The sequence below is a fragment of the Castellaniella sp. genome (assembly GCF_049671645.1).
Classification (GTDB): domain Bacteria; phylum Pseudomonadota; class Gammaproteobacteria; order Burkholderiales; family Burkholderiaceae_B; genus Castellaniella.
This window is the reverse complement of record NZ_JBATVG010000023.1, coordinates 1-22,810: the sequence shown is the minus strand read 5'-3', so window position 1 is coordinate 22,810 and position 22,810 is coordinate 1. Positions and strand designations below refer to the sequence as shown.

21 protein-coding genes are annotated in these 22,810 nt (G+C 64.2%); 10 read left to right on the top strand and 11 right to left on the bottom strand.

Annotation, left to right across the window (positions count from 1 at the left end):
• The first annotated feature begins 7 nt into the window (after positions 1-7).
• Positions 8-592, top strand: a complete 585-nt coding sequence (locus WBG56_RS11170; RefSeq protein ID WP_424268270.1) for an NUDIX domain-containing protein — start codon at positions 8-10, stop codon at positions 590-592.
• Positions 593-644: 52 nt separating this feature from the next.
• Here the strand turns inward: WBG56_RS11170 and WBG56_RS11165 are convergent, their stop codons facing one another.
• Entirely contained in the window at positions 645-1,280 is a 636-nt protein-coding gene (locus tag WBG56_RS11165; RefSeq protein ID WP_424268268.1) for a carbonic anhydrase, read from the bottom strand.
• A complete protein-coding gene (locus tag WBG56_RS11160; RefSeq protein ID WP_424268266.1) occupies positions 1,262-2,230 on the bottom strand; it encodes a LysR family transcriptional regulator in 969 nt (322 codons plus the stop codon). Before WBG56_RS11160 ends, WBG56_RS11165 begins: the two co-directional genes overlap by 19 nt.
• Before the next feature lie 93 nt (positions 2,231-2,323).
• Here WBG56_RS11160 and WBG56_RS11155 point away from each other — a divergent pair, with 93 nt between their 5' ends.
• From WBG56_RS11155 to WBG56_RS11130, 6 genes are all read left to right on the top strand, one after another.
• A complete protein-coding gene (locus WBG56_RS11155) occupies positions 2,324-2,527 on the top strand; it encodes a hypothetical protein (RefSeq protein ID WP_424268264.1) in 204 nt (67 codons plus the stop codon).
• Positions 2,524-3,906: an NADH-quinone oxidoreductase subunit L gene (locus WBG56_RS11150; RefSeq protein WP_424268262.1), complete on the top strand. Its 1,383-nt coding sequence runs from the start codon at positions 2,524-2,526 to the stop codon at positions 3,904-3,906. The genes WBG56_RS11155 and WBG56_RS11150 overlap by 4 nt, the downstream gene beginning before the upstream one ends.
• Positions 3,903-6,422 (top strand): YbcC family protein, encoded by a 2,520-nt coding sequence (locus tag WBG56_RS11145; RefSeq protein ID WP_424268260.1) that lies wholly within the window; start codon positions 3,903-3,905, stop codon positions 6,420-6,422. The genes WBG56_RS11150 and WBG56_RS11145 overlap by 4 nt, the downstream gene beginning before the upstream one ends.
• 214 nt (positions 6,423-6,636) lie before the next feature.
• Positions 6,637-7,653 (top strand): ABC transporter substrate-binding protein, encoded by a 1,017-nt coding sequence (locus WBG56_RS11140; protein WP_424268258.1) that lies wholly within the window; start codon positions 6,637-6,639, stop codon positions 7,651-7,653.
• Between the two features lie 18 nt (positions 7,654-7,671).
• Complete coding sequence (locus WBG56_RS11135; RefSeq protein ID WP_424268256.1) at positions 7,672-8,439, top strand: ABC transporter ATP-binding protein; 768 nt, start codon at positions 7,672-7,674, stop codon at positions 8,437-8,439.
• A 59-nt stretch (positions 8,440-8,498) separates the two neighbouring features.
• Positions 8,499-9,302 (top strand): ABC transporter permease, encoded by an 804-nt coding sequence (locus WBG56_RS11130; RefSeq protein ID WP_424268254.1) that lies wholly within the window; start codon positions 8,499-8,501, stop codon positions 9,300-9,302.
• A 14-nt stretch (positions 9,303-9,316) separates the two neighbouring features.
• Here WBG56_RS11130 and WBG56_RS11125 read toward each other — a convergent pair whose 3' ends face one another.
• From WBG56_RS11125 to WBG56_RS11115, 3 genes are all read right to left on the bottom strand, one after another.
• On the bottom strand, positions 9,317-10,216 hold the full coding sequence (locus WBG56_RS11125; protein ID WP_424268252.1) for a DMT family transporter: 900 nt from the start codon (positions 10,214-10,216) through the stop codon (positions 9,317-9,319).
• Positions 10,217-10,297: 81 nt separating this feature from the next.
• Positions 10,298-11,653: an enolase C-terminal domain-like protein gene (locus WBG56_RS11120; protein WP_424268784.1), complete on the bottom strand. Its 1,356-nt coding sequence runs from the start codon at positions 11,651-11,653 to the stop codon at positions 10,298-10,300.
• Positions 11,650-13,221: an aldehyde dehydrogenase (NADP(+)) gene (locus WBG56_RS11115; protein WP_424268250.1), complete on the bottom strand. Its 1,572-nt coding sequence runs from the start codon at positions 13,219-13,221 to the stop codon at positions 11,650-11,652. The genes WBG56_RS11120 and WBG56_RS11115 overlap by 4 nt, the downstream gene beginning before the upstream one ends.
• A gap of 235 nt (positions 13,222-13,456) precedes the next feature.
• Here WBG56_RS11115 and WBG56_RS11110 point away from each other — a divergent pair, with 235 nt between their 5' ends.
• Positions 13,457-14,647 carry an L-talarate/galactarate dehydratase gene (locus WBG56_RS11110; protein WP_424268248.1) on the top strand — a complete coding sequence of 397 codons (1,191 nt, stop codon included), beginning with the start codon at positions 13,457-13,459 and terminating at the stop codon, positions 14,645-14,647.
• 184 nt (positions 14,648-14,831) lie between these two features.
• Here the strand turns inward: WBG56_RS11110 and WBG56_RS11105 are convergent, their stop codons facing one another.
• The 6 genes from WBG56_RS11105 to WBG56_RS11080 form a co-directional block, all read right to left on the bottom strand.
• Positions 14,832-15,725, bottom strand: a complete 894-nt coding sequence (locus tag WBG56_RS11105; protein WP_424268246.1) for an aldose epimerase — start codon at positions 15,723-15,725, stop codon at positions 14,832-14,834.
• A gap of 15 nt (positions 15,726-15,740) precedes the next feature.
• Positions 15,741-16,607 carry an ABC transporter permease gene (locus tag WBG56_RS11100; protein ID WP_424268244.1) on the bottom strand — a complete coding sequence of 289 codons (867 nt, stop codon included), beginning with the start codon at positions 16,605-16,607 and terminating at the stop codon, positions 15,741-15,743.
• A gap of 5 nt (positions 16,608-16,612) precedes the next feature.
• Positions 16,613-17,488, bottom strand: coding sequence for an ABC transporter permease (locus WBG56_RS11095; RefSeq protein WP_424268242.1), 876 nt, complete (start codon positions 17,486-17,488; stop codon positions 16,613-16,615).
• Entirely contained in the window at positions 17,485-18,564 is a 1,080-nt protein-coding gene (locus WBG56_RS11090; RefSeq protein WP_424268240.1) for an ABC transporter ATP-binding protein, read from the bottom strand. Before WBG56_RS11090 ends, WBG56_RS11095 begins: the two co-directional genes overlap by 4 nt.
• Positions 18,565-18,637: 73 nt before the next feature.
• Positions 18,638-19,810, bottom strand: coding sequence for an ABC transporter substrate-binding protein (locus WBG56_RS11085; RefSeq protein ID WP_424268238.1), 1,173 nt, complete (start codon positions 19,808-19,810; stop codon positions 18,638-18,640).
• Positions 19,811-19,995: 185 nt separating this feature from the next.
• Positions 19,996-20,178, bottom strand: a complete 183-nt coding sequence (locus WBG56_RS11080) for a hypothetical protein (RefSeq protein ID WP_424268236.1) — start codon at positions 20,176-20,178, stop codon at positions 19,996-19,998.
• 257 nt (positions 20,179-20,435) lie between these two features.
• Here WBG56_RS11080 and WBG56_RS11075 point away from each other — a divergent pair, with 257 nt between their 5' ends.
• Both WBG56_RS11075 and WBG56_RS11070 read left to right on the top strand, forming a co-directional pair.
• A complete protein-coding gene (locus WBG56_RS11075; protein WP_424268234.1) occupies positions 20,436-21,710 on the top strand; it encodes a glucarate dehydratase family protein in 1,275 nt (424 codons plus the stop codon).
• A gap of 72 nt (positions 21,711-21,782) precedes the next feature.
• Positions 21,783-22,517, top strand: a complete 735-nt coding sequence (locus WBG56_RS11070; protein ID WP_424268232.1) for a FadR/GntR family transcriptional regulator — start codon at positions 21,783-21,785, stop codon at positions 22,515-22,517.
• The last annotated feature ends 293 nt before the right edge of the window (positions 22,518-22,810 follow it).

The following is a 22,810-nucleotide window of genomic DNA, read 5'->3' as shown; positions in this document are numbered from 1 at the left end:
AAAGCCTGTGCTGGATGATCCAGATGACCGCCACCTGCTGGAAACCCGTGTCGCCAGCGAAACCCTGTGCGAGGGCAGCTTTCTGAAAGGCCGTCGCGATACCGTGCGCATGCCCGATGGCAGCACGTCCACCCGCGAATACATCATTCATCCGGGGGCGGTCGTCATCATCCCCCTGCTGGATGATGGGCGCGTATTGCTGGAACGCCAGTTTCGCTATCCAGTGGGGCGGGTCATGACGGAATTTCCCGCAGGCAAACTGGAACCTGGCGAAGACCCCTTGCACTGCGCGCAACGGGAATTGCTGGAAGAAACCGGCTATACCGCCGGGCAGTGGGCGCATGCGGGCGCCTTGCACCTGGCGATCGCGTATTCAACCGAAATCATCCACATTTTCTTCGCGCGCGACCTGCGGGCCGGCCGGCGTCATCTGGATGCGGATGAGTTCCTGGATGTCTGCATCCTGTCGGATGAGGATTTTTCCGCTGCCTGTCGGCAGGGGCGTGTGACCGATGCCAAGACCTTGAGCTGCGCGCTGTGGCTGCAGAATGTGCGCAGCGGCGCCTGGGGCCTGGACTGGCGGCCAGCCTAGGCCGGATCAGGGCATCGGCGCGGCGGGCGCCGCTCCCGGATCGTGCGGCGGGCTATTCCTGGTACGGTTCGAATGCGCCGGTTTTCGAATTGCGGATGAACAGCACCCCGGTGGCCACGCCGAAATAGGCGCCGTGGATGGTCAGCTTGCCGGCCTCGACGCGTTCGCGCACGGCGGGGAAGGTGAGCAGATTGTTCATGCTGTATTCGACCACGCCCCATTCCATGTTGCGGATCCATTCGGCGCGGTCGCCCGTTTGCGGGCCGACTTTGTCCGCGACGGGCTTGATCTGCGACATCCAGGTGCCGATGAAGTCGCGCTTGGACAGGGGTTCGGCCTTGTTGGCATAGGCGGCGACGCCGCCGCAGCTGGCATGCCCCATGATGACGATATGGGCGACTTCCAAAGCATTGACGCCGAATTCCACGCACGCGCTGGTGCCGTGAAAAGCCGTTTCGGGGTCTTCGTCGCAGGGGGGAACGATGCCGGCGATGTTGCGCACGACGAACATCTCGCCGGGGCCGGCATCGAAGATGGTTTCGGGTGCGACGCGGGAATCCCCGCAGCTGATCAGCATGATGTCCGGGTGCTGGCCGTGTTCCGCGAGTTCCAGGTAGCGCGCGCGTTCGGTTTCAAGCCGTCCGTGCAGAAAGGAGGCATATCCTTGCGTCAGTCGTTGTGGAAACATGATGAGGTCCTTGTGGGTTGAGTGGGGGCGGAGACGTCGGGTGAGGAGGGGCCCAGAATGTCCCCGGACGCCGCGCGCGACAGCAGTTGATTGAGCGGGCCCGCCAGGTGTCCATGCTGGACCGTGATGGCGTAGAAATGTTCGGTCAGCTGCGGGGACTGGCCGACGTGCACGAGTTCGCCCGAGTGCAGTTCGTCTTGCACGACTACTTCCGGCAGCACCGTGATCCAGCCGCTGTCGCGTGCGATCAGGCGCAGCATGGTCATGTCGTCGATCTCGGCGCGCAGCCTGGGCTGCACGCCCGCTGAAAAACAGAGGGCGTCGAACTGCAGGCGCACGCTATGGCGCGTGCCGGGCATGGCCATCTCGACGTCTTCGAGATCTTCCGGAACCTGCAGCGTGGTGCCTGCCCAGCGATCGGCCCGGCCGACCAGGGAAATGACCTGACTGCCGAGAAATCGCGAAGAGACGGGGCGGGTCGGGTCGGATGCGACGGGCTCGTTGGCCAGCACCACATCCAGTTGATGGCGCAGCAGGCGTTCGATCAAGGTCTGCAGGGAGCCGGAGTCCACGGACAGAAGGATGGATGGATCGCGGAACAGGGGGCGCAGCCAGTTGACCTGGAAGTTGCGCGACATGGTCGACACGCTGCCCACGCGCACATGGGTGGCGCCCGCGTCGCGGCCCTCGAGCCAGCCCAGCATCTGCTCGCCCAGCCCGAAGATGTTTTCCGCGTAGGCGAATACCTGCTGGCCCGTGGCGGTGAGCTCCAGATGACGTCCCTGGCGATCGAACAGGGGCGTGCCCAGCCGGTTCTCCAGGTGTTTGATCTGCGTGGAGAGGGCGGACTGGGAAGTATGAATCTGTTCAGCCGCGTGGGTGAGAGAGCCTTTCTTGGCCACGCGCCAGAAGTAGAACAAGTGCTTGAAATTCAGCTGATTGATGTTCATCGTTCTGTTTTATAGAACCTTCCAATATTATAAATGTAATTTACAGAATATATAAAAACTCCAAGAATACGCGTGTCGTTTTTTGGAGGCTGCGTGTTGAATCTGTTCCATGAGTTGAATTTCACGTTCGCGCTGGCGCCGGTCGTGTTGATGGCGGGCGCGGCGGTGTGGGCGTGGTGCGACCGCGTTTCCGTGCAGCGCAGGTGGCGGCGGTTCAACGTGCTGGCGCTGGCGGCATTGGTCTTCTCGCTGGCGGGGTTGGGCGCGCACCTGGCGCTGCCGCCGGGCCGGACATGACGGGCTGGCTGGCAGTGAACCTGTTCGGCGCTTGGGCCAGCCTGCTGGTGCAGCTGCTGGGCGCGGCCATCGGCATCTATTCCTCCAACCATCTGAAGGGGGAACCGCGTCAGCCGGTGTACATCGCCGCGCTGGGCGCGGTGCTGGCCGCCGTGCATCTGCTGTTGCTGGCCAATCATTGGGTTGTGCTGATCGCCGCCTGGGCGGCCATCGGGCACGCCATGCACTATCTGTTGTGCTTTTACGAGGACCGTCCGTTCGCCCTGCTGGCGGCGCACAAGAAAATGGTGACGGACCGCGCGGCCGATGCGCTGTTGATCGCCGCGGCGCTACTGGCCTGGTCGCAGGTGGGCAGCGGCTCCCTGTCCGCTCTGTGGGCGCATATCGAGGCGGGTCATGCGTCCGTCGCCCTGGCCTGGAGCGGCGTTTGCCTGGTGTTGGCCGTCATCGCCCGCACGGCGCTGATGCCGGTGCATGGCTGGCTGGTCCAGGTCATGGAAGCGCCGACGCCGGTGTCGGCGCTGTTGCATGCCGGGGTGGTCAACCTGGGCGGGTATGTGCTGGTGCTGTTCGCGCCCTTGCTGGGCGTATCGCTCGCGGCGCGCTGGCTGCTGGTGCTGTCCGGGCTGGTGTCGGCGGTGGTGGCGGGCTTGGTGCTGCTGACCCGCGTCAGCCAGAAAGTGCATCTGGCGTGGTCCACGATCGCCCAGATGGGCTTCATGCTGCTGGAGTGCGGCCTGGGCCTGTATCTCTTTGCGGCGCTGCATCTGCTGGGGCATTCGCTCTACAAGGCCCACAACTTCCTGAATGCCTCCAGCGCCGTCAGGGAATGCGACCGTAAGCTCATGACGGGGGAAGTCCGCAATTCCGGCCTCAGCATGATCGTGGCGGCGCCGGTTTCGCTGATCATCGTCTTCGCGCTGCAGGCTGTGGCGGGTGGTCAGGCATGGCCGTGGTGGTGGAGCGCGGTGCTGGCGCTGGCGTGGGCGCCGCTCCTGTGGGTGCCGAAGACGACAGCCGACCGTTCGGCGGCATTCGCGCGGATGCTGGCGGCGGGGCTGATGGCGGCCTGCCTGACGCTTGCGGCGGGTTTCGTGGATCACGCGCCGTTGGGTGTCCGCAATGATCCGCTGGCGGATGCCGGCGTGGTCGCGCTGGTCGGCATGGGCCTCATGTACCTGGGGATGGCGATGTTCCAGCAATGGCCCCGGTCGGTCGTGGTCGCGCGCCGCTGGGTGTATGCCGGCTTTTACATGGATGAAGGCTATACCCACTGGGTGTTGAGGCTGTGGCCGGTTTCATGGGCCGGCGCCGGCCGCGAGGCGACGCCCGGTTCCTGGAGCCCGCGCGAACCCGCTTGCGAGCGGTCCGGATCATGAGCGCCGTTATGCAGGCCGCGCAGGCCGTGGGAGAGTCGGGTGCGGTTTCTTCGAGCGCCGAGGGCGCCCGGGCTCTGCGAAGCGCCATCGCCCAGGCGTGTTCCGGCATCATGCCGGCCTGGCCGCTGGATCAGGCGGTGGCGGTCAATCCTCATTGGCGGCGCATCGGGCAGCCGATCCGCCGTGTGGCGGCGCGGCTGGCCGTGCTGGGGGACTTCCACGTGTTTCCCGCGCGGGATTACATCAGGCGGGAATGGGACGCGGGGCGCATCGCGCGCGCAGACCTGGATATCGCGCTGGAGCGCCTGCCCCTGTATGAAACCTGCGCGGTGACGGCCGATCAGTGCGTGGCCGAACTCGCGAGGTCGCCCGGGATCCGTCGCGAGCCGCTGCTGGTCGATGTGCTGGACGATGCGGTGCAGAAGAACAAGCGCTGGCCGTGGCGGGCCGCCATCGTGTTCCAGATGAGCCAGATGTGCGCGACCTACTTCGATCGTCATCAGGCGGATTGGCGTGCCGCGGGCAGCCCCGGCCTGTATGGGTTCTGGCGCGAGAGCATGGTCGGTGACCATGGCCTCAGCGCCAGGCTGGGCCTGCCCGGGTTCATGCGGCATCTGCATCAGCTGCCGCCGCGGGCGGAGGATGCGATGCGTTGGGCGTTGGCCGAACTGTCGCTGGATGAATCCGTCTGGAAGGACTATTTCGAGGCGCTGCTGCTGTCCATCAATGGCTGGGCATCGTGGTGCGCCTATATCGGTTGGCAGAAGATCCCCGCAGGGCAGGAGGATGCGCGCCTGAGCGACCTGCTGGCGTGCCGGATTGCCTGGGAGGCCTTGCTGGCGCGCGCCGCGCCGCCCGCCGCCCGGAGCGCCGCGCTTGCCGCGCTGGGCGCGCATTGGCAGGATTTCCCCCAGCGCGTCGCGCAGGCCGATGCTGCGCTGGCGGTGGACGAGCGGTGGCAGCAGGCGCTGGAAGTCAGTTTCCAGCGCGGCTTCGCGCAGACGTTGCGCGCCTCGGTGCCAACGCCTGCGGCTCAGGCGCCCGAGGTCCAGGCTGTTTTTTGCATCGATACGCGCAGCGAACGCATGCGGCGCGCGTTGGAAGCCGTGTGGTCGGGCGTCCAGACGCGCGCGTTTGCGGGCTTCTTCGGGATTCCCATCCATTACACGCCGCTGGGCACCGACATCCGCCGGCCGCAGCTGCCGGGCCTGGCCTACCCCAGTATCGCGGTCCAGGACGTGGTGACGGCGCCGGGTCGGACGGACGTCGACGAGAAAGGCTCCGCGCGTGCCCGGACGGCCCGCCGGATGCGGCTGGCGCGGCTGGATCAGTGGCTGGGCGCCGTGCGGTGGTCGAATGCGACGTTCTCCTTCGTCGAAGTGCTGGGGGTCGGTTATCTGGGCAAGATCGCTCGATGGATCAGGCCGCCCGCCAGCCCCCGCGCCAGCGCCGATCGCCTGGGCCTGCCGGCTGCGATCCAGGATCGGTGCCGGCCGATGGTGACGGGGCTGGACGTTGATGGGCGGGTTGAGCTGGCTGCCGGCGTCCTGCGCACGATGGGGCTTGACGACCGACTGGCGCCCCTGGTGATCCTGTGCGGCCATGCGGGGCACAGCACCAACAATGCGCACGCCTCGACCCTGGACTGCGGGGCCTGCTACGGCCGGCCCGGCGAAGCCAATGCGCGCGCGCTGGCGCTCCTGTTGAACGACCCAGAGGTCCGCGATGGCTTGCGCCTGCGCGGGCTCCGGATTCCGACGGACACCGTTTTCATGGGGGCTTTGCACAATACGACGACCGACGAAGTGACCGGCTTCGACCTGGACCTGTTGCCGCCGCCGGCGCGGGCGCGCTGGAAGAACATGGAGCAAGCCTTCGCACGTGCGGGCGACCGCATGCGCCATGAACGCGCGCCGACGCTCTGGATGGCCGCGAACCTGGCTCCGGACGCGCTGCTGGCGTCTTTTCGGCGCCGGGCCAACGATGGTTCACAGACTCGGCCGGAATGGGGACTGACCCGGAATGCCGCGTTCATCATCGGCCCGCGCGACCGCAGCCGCGGCCGGGTGCTCAGCCGCACCTATCTGCACGACTATGACGCGCAGTTCGATGCGGATGGCGCGGTGCTTGAAAAGCTCATGATGGGACCGATGCTGGTCACCAACTGGCTGTCCTGGCAGTATCACGCCTCCACCTGCGATCCCCTGCATTACGGTTCGGGCAACAAGGTGCTGCATAACGTCGTGGATGGCCATGTCGGCGTGTTCGAGGGGAATGGCGGCGACCTTCGCATCGGATTGCCCAAGCAGTCCTTGCACGATGGCGATGGCTGGTATCACCAGCCCGTCCGCCTGACGGTCGTGATCGATGCGCCTGCCCGATCGATTGACGGCATCATCGCGCGCAACCCGGTCCTGGCCCAGTTGCGCGACAACGGCTGGATGCTGTTGTGGCGCTACGAGGGGGATGCGCTGCAGCGCTATGCGCATGGCGGCTGGCTGCCGCTGGCGATCTGATCGTCTGGACGCCAGCCGTCCGATGCGCCTTGAAACCCTTGTGTGAGATCAAGTCAGCGGTTGTGTGATGAGGTAATTCTGTTCAGGGATATCCCTGAATTCAATAGCGCTCGTTTTCTTCCTGTTGGTCGTATGATGACATATAAGCATCGGGGCTTGGCTGAGATCCGGGCTCATGACGCGATCAAACCTCGACAATGGACGGAGACTTGTCATGAAATTATTTTCTCGTATTGGCCTGGGCGTGGCCGTGTGCGCGGCCATGACGGCTTTCGGCGGCGCGGCGGCGGCCCAGGAAGCGCATGAGATCACGATCACCAAGCAACCCAGCATCCTCTATCTGCCGGCGCTGGTGATGGAAAAGCAGGGCCTGATCGAAAAGGCGGCGGCCAAGGATGGCGTCAAGGATCTGAAAATCAATTGGCGCTCCTTCAGCGGCGGCGGCGCGGCTACCGATGCGCTCTTGTCGGGTAATGTCCAGATCGTCAATAGCGGCCTGGGGAATATGCTGCTGCTGTGGGATCGCACCAAAGGCAAGGTCAAGGGCATCGCCACGAACTCGGCCTTGCCGGAAGACCTGGTGACCCGCAATCCGAAGATCAAGACGCTGAAGGACTATGGTCCGAAGGACAAGATCGCGGTGCCGACCGTCCGGGTGTCCACCCAGGCGCTGCTGTTGCAGATGGCCGCGGAAAAACTCTTCGGTCCGGATCAGTGGTCCAGGCTGGATGCCAATACGGTCCAGATGGGGCACCCCGACGCCGCCGCCATGCTGGCCAATCCCGAAGGGGAAGTGGGTTCGCACTTCGGCGCGCCTCCCTACTCGTATCGGGAATTGAAGTCGGTGCCCAACGCGCACATCGTGATCCGCTCGACGGATATCGTCGAAGGCGGGTTGTCGCAGTCCACCTTGTTCACCACGACCCAATTCGCGGATGCCAACCCGAAGATCATCCAGGCGGTGTTGACCGCATCTCAGCAGGCCATCGACTATATCAAGGCCCATACGCGGGAATCGGTCGATATCTACCGTGAACTCAGCGGCGACAAGTCCAGTCCCGAGGAATTGATGGATCTGCTGGCCCAGCCCGGCATGATGGACTACACCACTCAGCCGCTGGGGTCCATGAAGTTTGCCGAACACATGCACAAGGTCGGCATCCTGAAGACCATGCCGGCGAAGTGGACGGATTATTTCCTGCCGGAATCCGCCTCGCTGAACGGTCATTAAGGATCACGGAGCTGCGCCATGTCACACCTGCTTGAGGTCGATTTCGTCACGCTGCGCTACAAGACGTCCGACAGTATCGTCACCGCGACGTCCAAGGTCAGTTTTGATGTCGATAGCGGAGATCGCTTCGTGCTGCTCGGCCCATCCGGCTGTGGCAAATCCACGATCCTGAAGGCCGTCGGGGGATATCTGTCCCCCGACGAAGGCGAAATCCGGATCAAGGGAAAGCCGGTCAAGCGCCCTGGCGCCGACCGGATGATGGTCTTCCAGGAATTCGATCAGTTGCTGCCCTGGAAGACCGTCCTTGAAAATGTGATGTTTCCCCTGATCGTGGCGCGCAAGATGCGCCCGGACGAGGCGCGCGACAAGGCCATGGCCTTCGTCAGAAAGGTCCAGCTGGAAAAATTCGCCCATAGCTACACGCATACCTTGTCGGGCGGAATGAAGCAGCGTGTGGCCATCGCGCGCGGCATGTGCATGGAGCCGGACATCCTGTTGATGGACGAGCCTTTCGCGGCCCTGGATGCGCTGACCCGGCAGCAGATGCAGGACGAGTTGCTGCAGCTCTGGGAAGGCACGCGCTTCACCGTCATGTTCGTCACCCATTCGATTGCCGAGGCCATCCGCATCGGCAACCGCATCCTGCTGCTGTCGCCGCACCCCGGCGAGGTCAAGGCCGAAGTCAGCGACGTGGAGAGAACCTCATGGGAAGACGGCTCGGCTGCCGCGCTGGAACGTGAAATACACGACATGCTGTTTGCTGAAACGATGACGGAGCATTCATGATGGGTCAGGCAACCATTACCTTGAAACACAGGGAACCGGCTGGTCAGGGGAAGCCGATCGTGCTGGAACGTCAGTTTTCCGTCTGGCGCCGGCTCTGGAACGTCACGTTCCTTCGCAAGCTGATGATCATCGTCTTGCTGGCGATCGCCTGGCAGGTCTATGGCAGTCTGGTGGACAACAGCCTGCTGTTTCCCACTCTGTCGGATACGGTCGACTCCTTCATCAGCAGTATTCAAAGCGGCGTGCTGCTGGACCGGGCATGGACTTCGCTGCGCATCCTGGTGATCGGCTACGTCACCGGTATTGCGATTGCGGGGGCGCTGACGATCCTGGCGATCAGCACGCGCATCGGGACGGATTTCCTGGAAGTCATGACGGCGATGTTCAATCCCTTGCCCGCCATCGCCCTGCTGCCGCTGGCGCTGCTGTGGTTCGGCCTGGGCACGACCAGCATCGTCTTCGTGCTGCTGCATTCGGTCGTCTGGGTGGTCGCCCTGAATACGCAAGGCGGTTTCCTGTCCGTGTCCCAGACCTTGCGGATGGTGGGCCGCAACTACGAGTTGACCGGCCTGCGGTATGTGGCCCTGATCCTGGTTCCTGCGGCTTTTCCCGCGATTCTGACGGGTCTGAAAATCGCCTGGGCTTTTGCCTGGCGCACTCTGATTGCCGCGGAACTGGTGTTTGGCGTGGCTTCGGGCAAAGGCGGGTTGGGCTGGTATATCTTCGAGAACCGCAACCTGCTGGATATTCCGGCGGTGTTCGCCGGGCTGTTGACCGTGATTGTGATCGGGCTGCTGGTGGAAAACTTCGTCTTCCGCCTGATCGAGAAAAGAACGGTCCGCCGCTGGGGCATGCAGAGCTGACGGCCGACGGAAAGTCAGTGTCGTCCCAGGCGCAGGATGGCGGCCCCCATCTGCCGGACCTGGGGCACTGACAGCACCAGCCCGCCCAGGGCGATGACCAGGATGCCCACCCAGGCCATGGCGTCGGGCAGGGCGCCGAAGGCCAGCCCGCCCAGCAGCGTGGCCCACAGGATCTGCGAATAGCTGTAGGCCCCCAACGATGCCGCCGAGGCATGCAGCAGGGAGTAGGTGATGGTCAGGTGTCCGATCGACGCGATGCCGCCGATGCCCAGCAGCAGCAGGAAATCCGGCGTGCTCATCGGCGCCCAGACGCTGGCGCCCCAGGGGGTCAGCGCCAGCGCGCCGATCAGTCCGGTGTAGAAGTTGCTGGTGGCCGCGTGTTCGGAACTGCGGGTGGAACGGGTGACCAACTGGTAAAAGGCGTTGCACAGGGCCGAGCCCATGGGAAACAGGATGGCCCAGGTCAGCAGGCCGCCGCCCGGCCGGGCGATGATCAGGACCCCGGCAAAGCCGCAGGCCACGGCCACCCAGTCCATGGTCCGGGCTTTTTCCTTCAGCAGGAGCCCGGACAGGATGGTGATCAGGACGGGGCCCAGAAAGACAATGGCGGTGGCTTCGGCCAGCGGTAGCCGGGCCAGGCCGTTGATGACGAAGACGCTGCCGCAGCACAGGCACAGGCCCCGGAACAGCTGAATGCCGTAGTTGTGGGCTTGCAGCAGATGCAGGCGCATGCGGGGGCCGAAGATCAGCACGACGCCGATGGTCTGCGCGATGTAGCGCACCCAGACGACCTGCAGCAGGGGGTAGTGGGCCGCCAGATATTTGGTGCCCGTGTCCAGCATGGCGAAGCACAGGCTGGCGCCGCACATCAGGGCGGGGCCCAGCCAGGCCGGGGAGCGTTTGTCGGTCGTCATGGAATGGGAAAAAAACTGCCAGGCGCCGAGAATCGGCCGCCTGGCAAGGGCATCATAGTGCTTTTCCGTGCGTTTGCGGGATCATCGCACCAGGCAGGGCCGCTTGTTGTCGAAGCGCCAGTCGGGGATCAGATATTGCATGCCGATGGAATCGTCCCGGCTGCCCAGGCCTTTTTCCTGATACAGGGCGTGCGCCCTGGCCAGGCGGTCGGAGTCGATGCGCACGCCCAGGCCGGGCGCCTGCGGCACGGCGATCCTGCCGTCGACGATGCGCAGGGGGTCGGTGGTCAGATGCTGGCCGTCCTGCCAGATCCAGTGCGTGTCGATGGCGGTGATGTCGCCGGGGGCGGCTGCGGCGACGTGCGTGAACATGGCCAGCGAAATATCGAAGTGGTTGTTGGAATGCGAGCCCCAGGTCAGGCCCCATTCGTGGCACATCTGCGCCACGCGCACCGAGCCGCGCATCGTCCAGAAGTGCGGATCGGCCAGCGGGATGTCCACGGACTGCAGCTGGATGGCATGCAGCATTTCGCGCCAGTCGGTGGCGATCATGTTGGTGGCGGTGCGCAGGCCCGTGGCGCGGCGGAATTCCGCCATGACTTCGCGCCCCGAGTAGCCGGCCTCGGCCCCGCAGGGGTCTTCCGCGTAGGCCAGGACATGGTGCTGGTCGCGGCACAGTCGGATGGCCTCTTTCAGGGACCAGGCGCCGTTCGGGTCCAGGGTGATGTGGGCGCCCGGAAAGTGTTCCGCCAGAGCGGTGACAGCCTCGATTTCCGCATCGCCCGCCAGCACGCCGCCTTTCAGCTTGAAGTGCCGGAAGCCGTAGCGGTCATGAGCAGCCTGGGCCAGGCGCACGATGGCGTCCGGGGTCAGGGCTTCCTGGTTGCGCGCCTGGAACCAGGCATCGTCGGCATTGTCTTCCCGGCGGTAGCCCAGGGCGGTCTTGCCGGCGTCGCCGATGTAGAACAGATAACCCAGGGCTTCGACGGCGTCGCGCTGGCGGCCGTCGGCCAGCAGGGCCGCGACGGGCACACCCAGGTGCTGGCCCAGCAGGTCCAGCAGCGCGGATTCCAGCGCGGTGACGACGTGGACCCCGGTGCGCAGGTCGAAAGTCTGGTTGCCGCGCCGGTCGTCCGCGCCGCCTTGCATGGCCCGGCGGCACTGTTCCAGCAGCTCGTTCATCCGGCCGATGGGCTGGCCGACCAGTTGCCGGCCCAGCCTGTCGGCCTCGGCCCGGATGGACTCGCCGCCCGGGACTTCGCCCAGGCCCTGGTGGCCGGCATCGTCGTCGATCAGGATGATGTTGCGGGTGAAGTAGGGGCCGTGGGCGCCGCTGAGGTTCAGCAGCATGCTGTCCTGTCCGGCCACGGGTACGACCCGGACCTGGGTGATTCGCGGCGTCTTGACGTCTGGGGATGCGCTGGGGTTCATGTCTATCGCTCGGTACGGGTGATGTGCCAGGGGTTGGCGGCCTGCAGGGCGGCGGGCAGCAGGGTGTCGGGGATGTCCTGATAGCAGACCGGGCGCAGGAAACGGCGGATGGCCAGTGTCCCGACCGAGGTGGTGCGGCTGTCGGACGTCGCCGGGAAGGGGCCGCCGTGCACCATGGCATCGCAGACTTCCACGCCGGTGGGAAAGCCGTTGGCCAGGATGCGGCCGGCCTTCAGTTCCAGAATCGGAATCAGGCGGGCGGCCAGCGCATCGTCCACGCCGGGTTCCAGATGCAGCGTGGCCGTCAGCTGGCCTTCCAGGGCCAGGGAGATGGCCTGGAATTCGTCGGCGTCGGCGCAGCGGATGACCAGCGAGCTGGCGCCGAAGATCTCCGCGCCCAGGGCGTCCGGGTCGGCCAGGAAGCCTTGCGCCGAGGCGACGGCCAGATTGGCCTGGCAGTAGGCCGGGGCATCATCATCGGACAGGCCGCGCGCCAGCGCCTGGACGGCGGGGTGCTCCAACTGGCGCTGGACCCCTTGCCGGTAGGCCTGGGCGATGCCGGTGGTCAACATGGTGGTGGCCGGAGCCTCCTGGATGTTCTGTGTGGCGCGGGCGATGAAGCGGTCCAGTTCCGGGCTGTCCAGGGCGATGATCAAGCCGGGGTTGGTGCACAGCTGGCCGGCGCTGCCCAGCAGCGAGACGGAAAACTGATCGGCCAGCGCATCGGCGCGCGCTGCCAGCGCGCCAGGCAGCAGGTAGACGGGATTGGTGCTGCTCATTTCCGCGTAGACGGGGATCGGCACCGGCCGTTGGGCGGCGGCCTGCATCAGGGCGATGCCGCCCTGGCGCGAGCCGGTGAAGCCCACCGCCTGGATGCCGGGGTGGCGGACCAGCGCCAGTCCCAGATCGATGCCGGGGCCGGCCAGCAGGGAAAACACGCCTTCGTGCAGTTGGCATTGCTGGACGGCCGAGCGGATGGCTTGGCCGACCAGTTCGGAGGTGCCGGGATGGGCGGGGTGCGCCTTGACCACGACCGGCGCGCCGGCGGCCAGGGCCGACGCCGTATCGCCGCCGGCTACGGAAAAGGCCAGCGGGAAGTTGCTGGACCCGAAAATAGCCACCGGCCCCAGCGGAATCTGGCGCATGCGCAGGTCGCTTCGGGGGGCGGGCTTGCGCTCCGGCAAGGCATGATCGATACGGGCGTCCAGCCAGTCGCCATCGCGCACGACGCGGGCGAACAAGCGCAACTGGTTCACGGTGCGGCCCCGTTCGCCTTCGAGGCGCGGGCGGGGCAGGCCGGTTTCCAGCATGGCGCGTTCGATCAGTTCATCGCCCAGGTCCAGGATGGCCTGGGCGATGGCTTCCAGAAAAACGGCCCGCTGTTCCAGCGCGGTTTCCCGATAGGACGCGAAGGCAGCGTTGGCCAGGTCGACGGCCTGGGCGACCTGCCGGGCATCCGCGCCCTGCCAGGCCGGGGAGATCGCCTGGCCGTTGGCCGGGTTGACGGCCTGAAAGGAAGGGCCGGCGCCAGCGATGTTCTGACGGCCGATGAGCTGCATGCCGGTGATGGGCATAGGGGAACCTCCGGGGGTGGCAAATTTTCACAAGTAAGTTATCATACAACTCATCATGACGGAAAGGAAATTCTGGGAAATAAGCACGGTTTCATTATGGAATCGATAATTTCTCTGTGGTCTTTCCTTAATGGAAAGAGATCGTATCTGTTGTGATCTGTTCCGGTCTGTCCGGGTTGTCCCGGGGCGGGCTGTGTGCCTACTTTGACATTTTGTTTTCAAAAGGATTGCCCCCATGTCTCGCCCCGAATCCGCTGCATTTGCCGAACCGGCGCATGCGGCTGCCGCCTCCGATGGCGGCAGCGATCGCATCGCCTGGATCAAGCTGTCTTTGGCGTTCCTGCCGCTGCCCACCCCCATCAGCGATGCCAAGGTCTTTACCGGCCGTCAGAAGCCCCTGACCGAGGTCGCCATGATCTTTTGCGAGATCCGCACCCGTGACGGCCACGAGGGCCTGGGTTTCGCCTATTCCAAGCGGGCGGGCGGGCCGGGCATGTATGCCCATGCCAAGGAAATCGCCCCCACGTTGTTGGGCGAGGACCCCAGCGATATCCAGCGGCTCTGGGACCGGTTGTGCTGGGCGGGCGCGTCCGTCGGCCGCAGCGGCCTGACGGTGCAGGCGATCGCACCGTTCGACGTTGCCTTGTGGGACATGAAGGCCAAGCGGGCGGGCCTGTCGCTGGCCAAGCTGCTGGGGGCGCATCGGGATTCGGTCCGCCTGTACAACACCTCGGGCGGTTTCCTGTCCACCCCGCTGGACCAGGTGCTGGATAACGTGGATGCCTCGCGGGCGCGCGGGATCGGCGGCATCAAGATCAAGGTCGGTCACCCCGACCATGCTGTGGACCTGCAGCGGGTCGACGCCGTGCGCAAGAAACTCGGCGACAGTTTCCCCTTGATGGTGGACGCCAATCAGCAGTGGGACCGCATGGCGGCGGCCCGCATGTGCCGGGTGATGGAACAATACGGCCTGACCTGGATCGAGGAACCGCTGGACGCCTACGACGTCCAGGGCCATGCGGCGCTGGCCGCCACCTTCGACACTCCGATCGCTACCGGCGAAATGCTGACCAGCTTCCGGGAACACGCGGAATTGATCGAGGCTCATGCGTCCGACTTTTTCCAGCCCGACGCGCCTCGCGTGGGCGGCATCACGCAGTTCCTGAAGATCATGCAGTTGGCCGACTATCATGGCCTGAGCATGGCGCCGCACTTCGCCATGGAAATCCACCTGCACCTGGCGGCGGCGTATCCCCGCGAGCCCTGGCTGGAACACTTCGAGTGGCTGGAACCCTTGTTCAATGAGCGCCTGGTCATGAAGGACGGGCGCATGGAAGTGCCCGATCGCCCGGGCCTGGGCTTCACGCTGAGCGAGCAGGCGCGGGCCTGGACCACGGAAACCGCCGAATGCGGCCAGCAGCCTTGACATACTGATGGCGGAAGCAAGAGGGGCGGCTCATGGGCCGCCCGTTTTGTTTTTGCGTTGCCGGGAGGTGGCCGCTTCTGTGCGCGGATTGGCAAGACGCCCTGCGGCACCTGAGTGGCCCGGAGGCCGTTGCCGTCCCCGCGCAAGGGCGGGCAGGATCGCGTGGTATGTCGCGGACCCTGGATCAGGCCTGGATGCTGAGCGTCATGCCGACGGTCAGCGTCTGCCCCGGCGCCAGCGTCCGCAGGCCGGTGCCCTGGATGCCGGCGGCGGCCAGGTTCACGGCGTCGCAGACGTGGGTGGCGGGCTCCACGCACAGGTAGCGGCCCGCATTGCAATGCAGCACCAGGTGATCCAGCGGGCCACGGGCCTGCAGGATCAGGCCCGGGCCGGTGGGCCAGGCGATGTCGGCGCGGCCTGTCCAGCCGGATAGGAAGTTCGTCCAGGTGCTGTCGGTGCGCTGCCAGCGGGCCTGCCGGTTCGGCCGGGGGAACAAGGCCAGTTCCTGGTCATGCGCCCAGTCTTTGCTGGCGCCGGCGCGGACGCTGTCAGCGGTGAAATAGGGGTGCAGGCCCAAGCCGGCCGGCATGGGTTGCGTGTCTTCGTTGGTCAGCGCCAGCTCGATGTCCAGTTGGCCCTCGGCCGATAGCTGAAAAATCTGCTGCAACGACCAGGCCCACGGCCAGCCGTCTTCACCGGCCGGGTGATGCAGGCTCAATATGGCCCGGTTCTCGGTCGCATCCAGCACATCCCAGGCCATGCGTTGCGCCTGGCCGTGCAGGGCGTGGGCCTGGCCGGGCAACGGGTCGATCCGGATCATTTGGCCCGCCCAGTTCATGCGGGCGTTGCGGATGCGATTGGAAAACGGCGCCAGGGGGAATATGCCGCCTTTGGGCCATTCGTGCGCCGGCCATTCCTGGACCTGGATCGGCGCCAGCCAATCCCGAGGGCCATTGGCCAGCTCACTGGTCCAGCCGAGAATCCGGCCGCCGGCCGCCGGCCCCACCCGCAGGCGATGCGCTCCCTGCGTCAGGGTCAGGCATCGCTGCGGGGTGGCATCCATGCGCGCGGGCATCATGCTGGCGCGTCCTGATCAGGCCTCACGCGGGGCTTCCTTGACCCGGCTGACCAATTGGGTGGGGCTGACGAAGCGCAGGGCGATCAACACCCAGACCATGGTGATGGCCATGTAGATCATGGCCATGGCATCGATGGCCTGCGGCGCCCGCACGCCGGTCGAGAATACCGCGTAGTACAGGGCGACCACCAGCGTCTGGGAATCCGGCCCGGCTGTGAAGAACGTCAGTTCGAACAGGCTGATGGTGCGCACCAGCACCAGCAGCCCGGCGGCCAGCATGCCCGGCACCAGCAGCGGGGCCAGCACGTGGCGGAAATACTGGAAGGTATTGGCGCCGAAGATGCGGGCGGCGGATTCCAGACCCGGGTCGATCTGCTCGATGAAGGGCGTCATGACCAGGATCACGAAGGGCAGGGCCGGCACCAGGTTGGACAGAATGACCCCCGCCAGGGTGCCGCCCACGCCGATCTGGTACATGGCCGTGGCCATGGGAATCCCATAGGTGACGGGCGGCACCAGCATGGGGATCAGGATCAGCAGCATCACCAGCCTTTTGCCGGGGAAGCGGGCGCGAGCCAGCGCGTAGGCGGCCGGCACGCCCAGCACGATGGCCAGGATGACGACCGAGGCGACGACTTCCAGGGTGACCACCAGGATGTGGGACAACTGGAATTCGTCCCAGGCGCGGCCGTACCAGCTGAAAGTGAGGCCTTGGGGCAGCAGGGTGCCGAACCACCGGGTGGCCACGGAATTGACCATCACGGTGAGGATCATGAAGACGACGTTCAGCAGGAAAAATCCCATGACCGTCCAGACTGCGGCATGCCAGAGCTTGCCCCAGCGCCGACGGTTTCCGGCCGTCGTAAGTGTTGTGGATTGCATGTGTGTCACCCCTTGCCGCTGGTGGCCGGGCCGGTATAGAAGGCCCGCCGGAATGCAAAGATTGCGCAGACGATCAGCAGTTGCGCGAATCCCATGACGATGGCGATGGCGGAGGCCATGCCGTAGTCGTATTGTTCAAAAGCCGCCTCGTAGGCCGCGATGGAAATCACTCGGGTCGGGCCCGCGGGCGCCCCCAGCAGAATGGCGGATGGGAACACGGCGAAGGTCTGCACGAAGGACAGCGCCGCCGCCATGCTCAGCCCCGGCACCAGCAGGGGCAGATAGATCAGGCGAAACTGTTGCCACGTGTTGGCGCCCAGCGTGCCGGCCGCCTTGGCCAGTGTCGGGTCGATGCCGGAAATGTAAGACAGGGTCAGCAGGAAGACGAAGGGGAAGTCGGAAATCACCAGGGAAATCAGCACCCCCCAGTAATTGTGCGTCAGGCGGACCTCTTCGGAATACAGGTGCAGGCTGTGGACGAATTGCGAAAACCAGCCGACCGGGCTGTAGAACGTCAGCATCCCGTCGGCGATCAGCACTGTGCCCAGCGTGATGGGGATGACCAGGATGGTGGTGATGATGCGTTGCTTGCGGCTATTGCGGCGCAGGGAAAAGGCCACCGGCACAGCCATGCCGACGTTGATCAGCGTGGCGGGCGCAGCCAGCTTGAAGGTGGCCCACAAGGTGCCGACCTCTGTCGATGTCGTGAAGAAATGGATGTAATTGGCCCAGATGCTGCCGCCGTCCATGGGCTGGAAGGAAATCACCACCCCGTAGATGAAGGGGTAGACGAACAGCGCCAGCAGCACCACCACGGCGGGCGCGACCAGCCAGCCCCGGCGGTCTCCCCTGGGGGCCACGGCCAGTTCGGCGGCGCTCATAGGGCCTCCGCGTAAGTCAGCACCCGGTCGGCGGGGATGTGCAGGCGCACCCGGTCGCCCGGTTGGAAATCACCGCTGATCCGCACGAAGAGTTCGCCGATGGGGCTGCTGACGACCAGCAGGGAGCTGCGCCCGCCGAATTCGATCTGCTGGATCGTGGCTTCCAGGGTGTTGGTCGAGTTTTCGGCGGCCAGTTCGAAATCGTCGGGCCGCATGGCGACGGCGACCGTCTGGGTGCCTGCGGGAACCGACAGCGCGGCGCCCTGCAACTGGACCTGGCCCTGTTGCACGGTGATCTGTTCGCCTTCGTGACGGATCACCTGGAAGGCCAGCACGTTGCGATAGCCCATGAACCGGGCGACGTGCAGATTGCGGGGTTGGCCGTAGACTTCGCGGGGCGTCCCGACCTGCTGGACGCTGCCTGATCGCATGACCACGATGCGGTCGGCCATGGACAGGGCCTCGTCCTGATCGTGGGTGACGTAGATCGTGGCGCGTTCCAGCTGGCGGTGGATGCGGCGGATTTCCGCCCGCATCTCGACGCGCAGTTTGGCATCCAGGTTGGACAGGGGTTCGTCCATCAGGATGACCGGGGGTTCGATGACGATGGCGCGGGCGATGGCCACGCGCTGCTGCTGGCCGCCGGACAGCTGGCCGGGCAGTTTGGATTCGTGGCCTTCGAGCTGCACCAGGGATAGCGCGGCTTTGACCCGCTGGGCTGTTTCCTGTTTCGACACGCCGCGCATGCGCAGGCCAAAGCCGACATTGTCACGGATCGACATGTGCGGAAACAGCGCATAGTTCTGAAACACCATCCCGAAGCCGCGCCGTTCGGGCGGAAGCACGTCGATGCGCGTGTCGTCCAGCCAGATGCTGCCGGAACTGAGATCGGCCAGACCCGCCAGACAGTTCAGCGCGGTCGATTTGCCGCAGCCCGACGGCCCCAGCAGGGCGATGAATTCGCCGCGCTGGATATCCAGGCTGAGATCCTTCAGGGCGGCAACGGTTGAACCGGATGCGGTGGGATACTGCCGCCCGACGCCATCCAGACGCAGCTGTTGGAAAGATTCATTCATATTGCAAAATCCAGGGAGATACAGGCCGCCCGCGCCCGGGAGGGCAGGCGGGCGGGTCATCGTCAGGCAGAGATCACTTCTTCAGGGCGCCGATATCGGTATCCCATTTGTGGAAGGCTTCCACCATGGCCTTGGCATCCAGCGGCACGGCGCTGGGGCGGCGGGCCGTCAGTTCCTCGTATTCAGGACGACCATATTTTTCGATGACTTCCTGGCTTTCCTTCGGCGCGGCCGACAGCGGCACGTCGCGGATCGCCGGGCCGGGGTAGAAGTAGCCGGTGTCGTAGGTCATGGCCTGCTGTTTGGGCTGCATCATGAAATCCATCAGCTTGAACAGGACGTCCTGCTTTTCCTTGGACACGCCCTTGGGGATGACCATGTAGTGAGCGTCGTTGACCCAGGTGAAGTTGTCGAAGGCCTGGATCTTGAAGTCGGCCGGCACGATGCCCAGGGCGCGCGGGTTGATGTCCCAGCCCGTCACCGTCACGGTCATGGTGCGGCTGCCTTGGCCCAGTTCCTTCATGATGGCCGATGTGCCGCCCGGATAGTAGGGCACGCACTCGTTGAGTTCCTTCAGGAATTTCCAGGTGTTGTCCCAGCCCTTGATCGGGTCATAGGGATCTTTGTCGCCCAGCAGATAGGGCAGGCCCATCAGGAAGGTGCGGCCCGGGCCGGAATTGGCGGGGCGGGCATACAGGAACTGGCCCGGATTGGCCTTGCACCAGGCCAGCAGTTCGGCCGGGGTCTTGGGCGGGGTCTTGACCTTGGCCGGGTTGTATTCCAGCAGCGGGCCGGATTGCATGAAGCTGACTTCTAGGCCGTAGCCCTTGGCCAGTTCCTGCATGCGGGCGGCGTTGCGGGTGTATTTGGTCAGGATATCCTTGAACTTGTCCTGGTGGTCGGGCAGCAGCTTGACCCACAGGTCCTGTTCGATGCCGGCGGCCAGGGCGTCGGTGCCGGTCAGCACCAGGTCGATGTCCGCGCGGTTGGCCTTTTGCATGGCCTTGATCTTGCCCGGGATCTGCGGCGCCGGCGCATTGGTGAAGGTCATGCTGGAAACCAGGTCCGGATTCTGATCGCGGAAGGCTTCCAGCGCTTTCTGGGTGACGGCCAGGTTGCCCGCCACGTCGACGATATTCAGCGCGACGGGGGCGGCATGCGCCGAAACGGCGACGCACGCCAGGGCCAGGGCGCCCGCCAGTGCGTGGAATCGCAAAGGTCGCACGGTTTGTTTATTGCCTTTCATGGTGTCTCCTTGAGTGTTCACCTGTGCAGGGTAAAGGTCGGTTCCATCGGTCCTTCCTTATAAGTCATCATATAACCTAGATTGAAATCCGGATAGTGAATTTTCAACGGAAGGCGCTCTCCGGGAAGCTGTGAATTTTTGAAATCAAATTTAATCATTTGATTTGCAAAGAATTTTTTTAATTTTTAGAAGATATCGGTGTATTCCCTAATAGGGCTGGAGATCGGGAAGTTCACGCCCTTCTCGTTGTATGACATCGTCGGCAGTGTGGTGTCCGGATGGAGCTTCGGCGGGATCGTCTGGGCGACGCCAGGCGGCTTCAGGCGAAGAGCGGCAGGCCGGTCAAGGAACGGACGGTGGATTTCCATGCTTTTCGCCATGTCATCGTATGACATGTTTCGGGCGTGGGAGGTGTCGATGCAGTCGAAGAGAGTCCAATTGCCTGGTTTTTCTATTTGTGGAACGAATAATCCATTGATTCATAATAAATAAATTTTTCATGAGGAGGGTTTTAGGGAATTCCCTGATAAGCAGTGCCGATTTAGTGATATACAGTTCACATGTCGTACATCTAACTAGATGACGTTTCACCTTCCACTCCTTCATCATGTCACCCGGACCGATCATGCATTTGCTGTCAGCCAAGATCACACCCATCGCCTTCAAGGATCCGCCGCTGCTGAACGCAGCCGGCATTCATGAACCTTATGCCTTGCGTTCCATTATCGAACTGGAAAGCGATACCGGGCATATCGGGTTGGGGGAATCCTATGGCGACGCTTCGGTGCTGGAACTGCTGCAGGCGCTGGCGCCCATGCTGGCGGGGATGGATCCCTTCGACCTGAACGGTTTGCGCCAGCGTGTGCAACGAGTGGTTCAGCAGACGCGCGTCAGCACCGGCGCGGCCTTTACCCTGGCGCCTGGCACGGACCCGGCCAAGAACGTCCAGAAGCTGTATTCCGCCTTCGAGGTCGCGTTCCTGGATCTCCAGGCCCGTTTTCTGGGCATGCCGCTGGTGGACCTGCTGGGCGGCCGGGTGCGCGATACGGTGCCGTTCAGCGCCTATCTGTTTTTCAAATATGCGCGGCACGTGGATGCGGACTACCCGGACGACGCCTGGGGCGAGACCCTGACGCCGGCGCAACTGGTCGCCCAGGCGGACACCATGATCGCCCGCTATGGCTTCAAAAGCATCAAGCTGAAGGCCGGGGTGTTGCCGCCTCAGGAAGAAGTGGCCTGCATCCGGGCGCTGGCGGCCCGCTTCCCGGGCATGCCGCTGCGCATCGACCCCAATGGCAATTGGGCATTGGATACCGCCATCGAGATGGGCAAGCAGCTGGATGGCCTGCTGGAATACTACGAGGATCCGTGCCCCACGCTGGCCGACATGGCCGCCTTGCACCAGGCCACGGGCATGCCGCTGGCTACCAATATGGTGGTCACGGACCTGGCCCAGTTTCGCGCCAACACGACGGCGCATGGCTGCCAGATCATTCTGTCCGATCACCATTACTGGGGCGGCCTGCGCGACACCCAGCTCTTGGCGCGCATGTGCGAGACCTTCGGCCTGGGCCTGTCCATGCATTCCAATTCCCATCTGGGGATCAGCCTGATGGCCATGACGCACGTGGCGGCCAGCGTGCCTTTGCTCAGTTATGCCTGCGATACGCATTACCCCTGGCTGGATCCCGCTGAAGAAGTCGTGGTCGGCGGACATCTGCGTTTTCAGGACGGCGCCATAGCGCTGGGAGACGCCCCCGGCCTGGGGCTGGAGATCGATCAGGACGCGCTGGCGCGGCTGCATCAGCAATACCTTGACTGCGGGATCCGTTCACGCAATGATGCCGCCCAGATGCGCAAATATCAGCCGGACTGGACAGGCAAGGCCCCGCGCTTTTAGGCGGCCTGTTTCCAGGGCGGTTGACAGGCTTGAAGTATGATGACAGTTCTCTAACATCAATGTGATCCCATCATGGCACCTGCTACTGTTCGGCGTTCTCGCAGCTTGACCCAGACTGTGGTGACGGCTCTGTCCGAACGCATCCGCAATGGTGAGTTTCATGTGGGTGAAAAGCTGCCGACCGAATCGGAATTGATGGAATCCTTCGGTGTCAGCCGGACAGTCATCCGCGAAGCCATTTCCAGGCTGCAGGCGGGCGGCCTGGTGGAAACCCGGCATGGCATCGGCACGTTTCTGCTGGAGCCGCAAAACGAGCAGCAACTGCGCATCCGCACGGAAAGCATCCTGACCATGCTGGATGTCATGGCGATCCTGGAATTGCGCATCAGCCTGGAAACCGAGGCTGCGGGCCTGGCGGCTCTGCGCCGCACCGACGCCCATATGCAGCAGTTGCGCGCGACCCTGGATGAATTCGCGGAACACATCCGCAAGAAGACCGGCAACGCCGTGGTGTCCGACGTCGCCTTTCACCTGCTGGTGGCCACGGCCACCGGCAATCGTTATTTCCACGACATCCTGAAGCAGTTGGGCAAGGCCATCATTCCACGCACCCGTGTGGATTCCGCCGCGCTGGCGGATGATGACCGCGTCCGCTACCTGGAACGCGTCCATCTGGAACACGAAGACATCTACAACGCCATTGCCCGCAAAGATCCGGATGCCGCGCGGGCGGCCATGCGCACGCACCTGGCCAACAGCCGCGAGCGGCTGCGCAAGGCACAGGAAACCGTCGCCCAGAAGGGTTGACCCTCTACGCTCAGGCGCCACCGGGCAGGGTGGCGCCTTATGTTGTCACACCTGTGATCAGCCTATGTTCCGGGCCTGGCATCGGCGCGCGGAATCTTTGAAGAGCTAGATCAGTACAAATACTAAGTCTTTATCTCGGGATTTCATTGCCCCTGAAATTTGTCTCTTGTATGATGACGTATATCTAAATAAGGAAAGAACGGATTGATGCGTTCTTTCACTACCAGAGGACGTTTTCATGATTGCGCACCAGGAACTGAAGGAAATAATGAACGACGGGCTGCTGTCGTTTC